At 40.2% G+C, this 7,378-nt stretch carries 8 protein-coding genes; 5 read left to right on the top strand and 3 right to left on the bottom strand.

Features of this window, described 5'->3' with window-relative positions; translation table 11 throughout:
- Positions 1-115 precede the first annotated feature (115 nt).
- Positions 116-976, bottom strand: coding sequence for a DUF1353 domain-containing protein (locus tag ABJK37_RS07590; protein WP_348351700.1), 861 nt, complete (start codon positions 974-976; stop codon positions 116-118).
- A gap of 160 nt (positions 977-1,136) precedes the next feature.
- Here ABJK37_RS07590 and ABJK37_RS07585 point away from each other — a divergent pair, with 160 nt between their 5' ends.
- The 4 genes from ABJK37_RS07585 (at position 1,137) to ABJK37_RS07570 (ending at position 6,150) form a co-directional block, all read left to right on the top strand.
- Positions 1,137-2,885 carry an ABC transporter transmembrane domain-containing protein gene (locus tag ABJK37_RS07585; protein WP_348351698.1) on the top strand — a complete coding sequence of 583 codons (1,749 nt, stop codon included), beginning with the start codon at positions 1,137-1,139 and terminating at the stop codon, positions 2,883-2,885.
- A gap of 55 nt (positions 2,886-2,940) precedes the next feature.
- Entirely contained in the window at positions 2,941-3,459 is a 519-nt protein-coding gene (def, locus tag ABJK37_RS07580; protein WP_348351696.1) for a peptide deformylase, read from the top strand.
- A 70-nt stretch (positions 3,460-3,529) separates the two neighbouring features.
- Positions 3,530-4,777: a lytic murein transglycosylase gene (locus tag ABJK37_RS07575; RefSeq protein ID WP_348351694.1), complete on the top strand. Its 1,248-nt coding sequence runs from the start codon at positions 3,530-3,532 to the stop codon at positions 4,775-4,777.
- Between the two features lie 278 nt (positions 4,778-5,055).
- On the top strand, positions 5,056-6,150 hold the full coding sequence (locus ABJK37_RS07570) for a hypothetical protein (RefSeq protein ID WP_348351692.1): 1,095 nt from the start codon (positions 5,056-5,058) through the stop codon (positions 6,148-6,150).
- Positions 6,151-6,335: 185 nt separating this feature from the next.
- Here ABJK37_RS07570 and ABJK37_RS07565 read toward each other — a convergent pair whose 3' ends face one another.
- Together ABJK37_RS07565 and ABJK37_RS07560 are read right to left on the bottom strand one after the other, a co-directional pair.
- Positions 6,336-6,626, bottom strand: coding sequence for a type II toxin-antitoxin system RelE/ParE family toxin (locus ABJK37_RS07565; protein WP_348351690.1), 291 nt, complete (start codon positions 6,624-6,626; stop codon positions 6,336-6,338).
- Entirely contained in the window at positions 6,619-6,840 is a 222-nt protein-coding gene (locus ABJK37_RS07560) for a hypothetical protein (protein WP_348351688.1), read from the bottom strand. The genes ABJK37_RS07565 and ABJK37_RS07560 overlap by 8 nt, the downstream gene beginning before the upstream one ends.
- A gap of 246 nt (positions 6,841-7,086) precedes the next feature.
- Between ABJK37_RS07560 and ABJK37_RS07555 the strand changes: the two genes are divergently transcribed.
- Positions 7,087-7,272 carry a hypothetical protein gene (locus ABJK37_RS07555; RefSeq protein WP_348351686.1) on the top strand — a complete coding sequence of 62 codons (186 nt, stop codon included), beginning with the start codon at positions 7,087-7,089 and terminating at the stop codon, positions 7,270-7,272.
- The last annotated feature ends 106 nt before the right edge of the window (positions 7,273-7,378 follow it).

Here is a 7,378-nt window from a genome sequence, read left to right as displayed (position 1 = left end):
TCGCCCAAAGGGAGAACACCAGCGACTTTCACTCTTCGTTCTAGTCCTTTGAAAGGGGGTAGCCATTCCTGCAGGACTACGCCTCGATTGAAAGTCGCTGGTGTTCTCTGAGTGACTAATTGATAAGATGAATTGGTATAAGTTCTAATTGCTTAAAGTCACTATTACTCAAGTCGCTACTAGGTTGAGCTGTATCTGGATATACATCGTTTGCACCAAATTTATCCACTGCCCAATGATAAATCTTAGCCATGAAATTCGGCATTCCAGCTTCAATTAGCATGTCGTGAAACAGTTGGTCTACTTGTACTTTGGTCAGTGGGATAGTGTCTAAATATTGATAAAGGGCATCGTGCACTAAACTCGCGTGCATACATAATTGCCAAAATACCTTTTTTTCTACGAGTTGACCTTGTTGTGTGATGCTTTGAACTGTGTGTTCACCGTGCCACCAATCAGGTGTGCCTATTAAAGCCAACCAAAAAAACAAACGTTTAGGCGTGCAACCATCCCAAGCGTACGCTTTAGGCTGGGTTAAATCATATGTGACTGTCCTAGATTCTAGATTGACTGCTGAGGTGCCAGGGTTGACGATGATTTTACCGTCGTCAATGACTAACCAGTCACTATAAAAAAACTTATTGCTTGCTATCGTATCGGTGCGTACCAAAGGGTAATCGATGTAGTTAATCCATGGCCCTTCTCTGTCGCGGCTCGCAAATCCCCATTTTTGTAATTCAGCTTGTTTAGATTTTTTAGCTCGGCGATCACGAATATTCCATCCTGCTTGACGAGGTAAAAACAAGCCTAAACATACAAAACATCCTGCATATAAACTCAAGCGTATTAAGTTAGGATAAAACCAAAACAAGAACAGCAATAATACTGCACCGATTAACAAGGCCACCTTCATGGACATATCCATTTTGGTGACTTTAGGTTGTGCTTGGTTAGGCAAGTTGTTGTTGGTGTTCATAAATTTCCCTATTGTATATCTGCTCAAATAATCTCCAGTATAGAAGTGAAATTTAAATTGTCTGCAACAGTTTGATACTTTTTACTTTAACTGACGTATCGTAATCACTCACTCGTGCCCCCATACTCAACCTACTTGATAAATTTAAGAGAATAAAATTTTGCAATCCCCTAAAACAAGTACCGTTATGAAATGGCTATTTGGTCAACTTCGCCCTTATAAATCGAAAGTGGTTTTTGCAATAACCGCGTTAATTATTGGCGCGGGTGCGTGGTTGTTGTTAGGCCAAGGTATTAAAGCGGTGGTAGATGAAGGTTTTCTCGCTAACAATGCCAGCAAGCTAGATCAAACCATGTTTTTAGTGATGGGCATTGCTCTAGTAGGCAGTATTGCGGCTTACTTTCGATTTTATTGGATGATTTGGTTAGGTGAAAGGGTCAGTGCAGACATACGACAAAAAGTGTATGGACATTTGTTGACCTTGTCTCCCGCTTTTTTTGCTAAAACCCGAACCGGTGAAGTCATTTCTCGGTTTACCGCAGATACCACATTGTTGCAGTCTGTTGTAGGTATGGGATTATCGATGGGATTGCGCTCAAGTATTACTTTTATCGGTGCACTACTATTAATGCTTTTTTCAAGCCCTATGCTGACATTGTATGTACTGATTGCTGTGCCAATAGTGCTACTGCCCATAAGAATTTTTGGCGCTAAGGTCAGACTGTATTCCAAAAATAGTCAAGATAAGGTGGCTGATGTTGGCGCTTATGTTGACGAAACCCTACATGAAATCCATACAGTACAAGCCTACGCCCATGAAAAGATAGATAAAACCTTATTTAGAGATCGCATTGAAAGTGTAATGGCAGCGGCACATTTTAGGATCAAATACCGAGCTCTGCTGGTGGCTTGTATTATGGCCATTAGCATTATTGCTATCACATTGGTGGCATGGGTAGGAGCCCAGCAAGTGCTAAGTGGTGAACTCAGCGCCGGAGAACTCACCGCTTTTATGTTTTACGCAGTGATGGCGGGTGGCGCAGTGGCTACCATTAGTGAAGTCATAGGCGAGGTGCAAAAAGCAGCGGGTGCCAGCGAACGTTTAATGGAGTTACTTAACACTCAAACGAGTATTGAGTCACCACCATCCCCGGTTGCCTTGCCTAATAAAATTAGTGGTCAAATTGCGCTTCATAATGTGAGCTTTCATTACCCGGAAACTGATGCCGTAACTGTGATACAGGCGTTAAACTTGCAGATAAACAGTGGAGAGCGTGTGGCATTGGTGGGGCCAAGTGGTGCAGGTAAATCAACTTTGTTTCAATTGTTATTGCGTTTCTATGACACCACTAGCGGGCAAATAACCTTAGAAAATCAAGATATTAAATCCTTAGATGTATCAGCACTGCGTGACCAATTTGCGTTGGTACCTCAAGAGTCAGTGATATTTGCGAGTAGCGTCACAGACAACATTGCTTATGGTCGCACTAGTGCAACCCAGTTGGAGATTGAAAGCGCTGCAAAAGCGGCGCGGGCCCATGACTTTATTAGCGAGTTACCAGAAGGTTACCAAACTAATTTAGGTGAACGGGGTGTGCGTCTATCTGGTGGCCAAAAACAGCGTATTGCCATCGCCAGAGCAATTTTGGCAGACCGCCCAATACTACTGTTAGATGAAGCCACGAGTGCTTTAGATGCCGCCAATGAGCAACATGTAAAATTGGCTTTGGAAGAATTGATGAAAAACAAAACCACTTTGATCATTGCCCATAGACTGGCTACTGTTATCAACGCAGATAGAATAGTGGTAATGGACAAAGGAGAAATTGTCGCCATAGGCACGCACCAAGAACTGGTTGAAAGTAACGAACTGTATCGCGAGTTTGCGCAACTGCAGTTAGTGAGTTAGCCGCAACATTCAGTTTGTAGCATCTCGGTATGAGCGAAAAGATAAGAGATAATTTATGAAAATAGCACAGGTGGGTGAGGAGATACTTAGGACTCCCGCACTACAAGTTAAGCAAGATGAATTCGCAAGTGAGTCACTCAATACATTTATTGATGAATTATTAGGCACTATGCTTGAGGCAAACGGCATTGGTATCGCAGCCCCACAGGTATTTGACCCTCGTGCTATTATGATTATTGCTTCACGTGCCAATGCTCGTTATCCCGATGCGCCTGAGATGCAACCTTTAGTTATGATAAACCCCTCTATCAAACAGGTGAGTGATAACCAAGTCTGGGAGTGGGAAGGGTGTTTGTCTGTGCCAGGGATACGAGGTCGAATACAACGCCCTAATTCAGTTGAAGTCGCGTATTTAAATGCACTCGGTGAAGCGCAAACTATTAAACTAGAAGGTTTTGTGGCGCGAATTTTTTTACATGAGTTTGATCATTTAATTGGCAAAACTTGGCTGGATCATATTAGCAGTACACAAAATATTATGGCAAATGACGTTTGGGCCGCTAAATTCACTTAACGAACTTTACTAAGTCGGTTAGCATGAGGTCCCAAAACAACTTATTTTTACACCTTTTTGGATAGTGATATTGATTTCTTTTTCTTCATTTAAAACTTTAGTTTTCGCCACGGGCTTAACCTCGTTGTCTTTTGTTTCTTATGGGCAGCAAAGTCAAACGCCTGAAGCCGATTCATTTGGACAGTGCATTGAACGCTTGCAGCAGGAAGCTCGTGATGCAGGGGTATCTGAACGCACAACAATAGACATTTTAGGGCAAGTCAAACCCCTAGAGAGAATTCTAAGTTACGACCGTAATCAGCCTGAATTTGTGCAAACCTTTACAGGTTATTTTTCAAAAAGAGTGACGGATTGGCGTATCAACAAAGGCCGTGAAAAACTAAAGGAACACAAGGCGTTTTTGGCAAAACTGACCAAACAATATGGGGTGCCAGCGCAATATCTTATTGCGTTTTGGGGCCTAGAAACTAACTTTGGTAGCTATAAAGGGAAAACACCGATAATACCTGCGTTAACGACTCTGGCTTGTGATCAGCGTAGAAGTGTTTATTTTTCTGGCGAGCTAGTCCAAGCTTTGTTACTGCTGGAACGAGAAGAGCTTGATCACAATCAGATGATTGGCTCTTGGGCTGGCGCTATGGGCCATACCCAATTTATGCCCACCGCTTACATGAAATATGCCAGAGACGGTGACGGCGATGGCAAAATAGATTTGTGGAACAATGAACTAGACGCGCTGGCATCAGCGGCGCATTTTTTACAAAACCTAGGTTGGAAAACAGGTTATAGATGGGGCCGCGAAGTCATCATCCCCGAAGGTTTTGATTATCAATTAGCCGGTAAATCCCAACCTCAACCCTTGTCATTTTGGTCACAACATAAAGTCACCCAAGTTGGCGGTAAACCATTAGGTGAAAGTGACCTAAAATCTGCACTACTTGTGCCTGCCGGACATACTGGTTCAGCATTTATGGTGTATCCCAATTTTGATGTCATTTTGCGTTGGAACAACTCCGAGTACTACGGTATAGCAGTAGGCCATTTGGCAGACAGAATCAACGGCAAAGGTACTCTATCAAAACCACTTCCCGAACTACCTAACTACACCCTAGTTGAAATGCAGCAATTTCAAGAAAAACTCAATCAGTTAGGCTATGACGTTGGTGAAGCAGACGGTATTTTAGGCCCTGCAACCCGCAAAGGTGTGCGAGCATTCCAAGTGACTGTGGGGCTGATTGCAGACGGTTATCCATCAAAAGAAACGGTCGAAGCGGTGAAAAATACACCTGTGGAAATCAACGAAGCGAAAGACAGTTGATTGTTTAAGGTTATCGCCATATTGATTAGCTAACACTGATTTTTTATTACTTTGTTATGTATTGCTACGATAGTGGCAATACATTTAAATGGGAAATAGTTGTGTTGTCACCTGTCTCTCCCTTTGATGTGCCACTTGAACTTAGCCTCGTTGTGGATTTACGAAGCCACCCATTAGATGGTTTAGAATCTGAGGTTTTCATAAGGCAATTTTAATTATGGCTGTCTTCATAAAGCAGTCCGACATGCTCGATAATAAGCTTTCAAGGATGAACCATCATGCAGTGCAGTCATAAATCTGTTAAAAAACGGTTATTCATTTTCATTGCTTTTATGATTAGCATGTTTTCGTTATCTGCAAACGAACTACCTTTACAGAAAGAAAGTATTTCGCGAATCGAATACCCACCAGAAATTCAATATATTAGTGCTCTAATTCAAAGTAAAGATACAAGTACTTTAGTCTATGAGTCTTGGAAAGGATTTGAAATGAATGAAGGAGATTTACACTATTCAGAGTTAAACGTATTGAACAAAAAGATTCAATTTGATACCGCTAAAGTTGTTTTACCCAATAAAAACACATTGATTAGATCTTCTATAAGCCACTTAATAATAGACGGGGTTGATTGGCTATATTTTATTGAATCAAATGGATTTAAATCTGATGCTATTGCTTATAGAGCAAAAATAAAAGATTCCGCTCTCGTAGGGCAAGAAAAAATATCATTAGAAATAACTTTATCACCATCAAGTAATGCCCGTTGGCATGTCATGAATAATAACAATATCGCTCTTGTTTATACCGATAAAAAATGTTGTAAGTTGTATTTTTCAATCAGTAAGGATGGTGTTAAATTTGAAACACCGAGATATATCGGAAATACTGGCTTTATGCCTCACCTTTCATCTTTCTCTGATGGAAAACTACTTTATCTATTTCAAAAATCTTTCCGTTCAAGTAAAGAAAAACCCAACGGAAAGCCTATTTATATCACTAAATCACACTTTAGAGTCTCGAATAACTATGGTCAGACATGGAGTGAATACACGCCTATTAGCCTCACTGATGATACTGTACATGATGCAAAAGCTATTTTAAGACATGATGGCAATATTGATATTTATTATGTTTATCCTATCCAGGAAGGAAAAGATTTGTCCTTGTGGCGTAGATGTATAAATACTAATGGTGGGTTAGGTAATGAAGAGTTAGTTGTTAAACATGACTTTGGTAATATAGCTAAGCCTTCTATTCATCGCTTAGACAATGGCAAAATGTTAGTCACTTTCGTTGAACAAGGAAAAGTTGCATTAGAAGGTGAACATAATATTCACGGCGCAATAATATCAGCAGATTCAGAGTGTATTTGAATAGAAAGCAGAAAAGTCTCGTTAAAATCAGGTCTCCTTTTTGCTTTTGTAACGCTTCGTGGTTTTGATAGCATGACAGTGAAAAATATTTAATAAAATCAAAAGGTAAATTCTGAAATTGACGAATATAGAAATCAAAATCGAGAAGTTACATATACGACATGCTCGATAATAAGCGTTATAACTCAAAAGAGTTCTTTGACGTCTCTGTAGAAGTTCTCGTGAGAGCCAAGAGTGATCAACTCAAGTACTAATGCCCCATCTTCATAGCTGTAGCCCAGTAAAGTTAGTTGTTTTGCCATTTTGAATTCATAGACTCGCATGAAAGAAAGATCGCCTTTCTTTTGCTCTCCTAGTCTTGGATTTCTCATTAATTCGCGGATCGCATCATCAAGGTCGACCTTCTGATTCTTTTGAAGCTTTTTGGTAGCCTTTTTAAAACTAGAGGTCTGTAAAACTTGAATGCTTTTAGCCAAATTCGTAGGCCTCTAACTTACCCGCTTCTTTTTCTGCTTTGGCGATGATGGCTTGCTTTACAAATTCATATGGGAGATCTGGATTGTCTTCCATCATTTCACCAATTTTGGCCCAGTGTTCAATTTGTTTTGGTGCTGTACGGTTGAGGGCTTTAGCCATAATTGTCGCTTTCTCAACTAAGTCTTGGTCTAATCTAATACTTGCTGTTGCCATATATTTTTCCTCTTTTGTTGCTTACTATTGTAGTAAGTTGCTACAGTTGTGGCAATGAGTTATAACAAAAACATAATGGTGGGAATTTTACTCGCTGAAAAAGCGCTCCTAAAATCCCCATATGTTAAGCGTTGAGGCTGTAGAAAAAGTCTCTTTTTTGTTTGTTTTTTGTGCAATTAATTCTTCCCTCAGATCATGGTTTGTGATCCAATAGGTATTATCAATTAGGCGGAAGGAGCCTTGGTAATGCCACGTTTTATCCCTCTAAATTATCAGCAAAATTCAATGGTGGTAATTAACTACCTAGACCAACTTCAAGCAGGTACGTTTGAATATGCTATCCATCATTTAATTGATTCGAAGTTAGATTTATCAGTGTTCTATCCTAAGAAACTACTTTACCAAGCCACCCATAACAATTTGACTAAATAAAAAGACAAACTAGGCTTTGATTAGGAAATAAATCAAAGGATTGATGTCATGCCTCAGCCACGTAGTAGTCAAATTAGTTTATCGGATACTCCATTTTATCATTGTG

It is taken from the genome of Paraglaciecola sp. (genome assembly GCF_039964565.1).
Lineage (GTDB): Bacteria > Pseudomonadota > Gammaproteobacteria > Enterobacterales > Alteromonadaceae > Paraglaciecola.
Note: the sequence above shows the minus strand (reverse complement) of the source record. Positions and strands in the feature narration are given on the sequence as shown.

Coding starts and splice junctions, on each gene's coding strand:
- def (WP_348351696.1), top strand. CDS start 2,941: ATGAAAATAGCACAGGTGGGTGAGGAGATACTTAGGACTCCCGCACTA.
- ABJK37_RS07560 (WP_348351688.1), bottom strand. CDS start 6,840: ATGGCAACAGCAAGTATTAGATTAGACCAAGACTTAGTTGAGAAAGCG.
- ABJK37_RS07570 (WP_348351692.1), top strand. CDS start 5,056: ATGCAGTGCAGTCATAAATCTGTTAAAAAACGGTTATTCATTTTCATT.
- ABJK37_RS07590 (WP_348351700.1), bottom strand. CDS start 976: ATGAACACCAACAACAACTTGCCTAACCAAGCACAACCTAAAGTCACC.
- ABJK37_RS07555 (WP_348351686.1), top strand. CDS start 7,087: ATGCCACGTTTTATCCCTCTAAATTATCAGCAAAATTCAATGGTGGTA.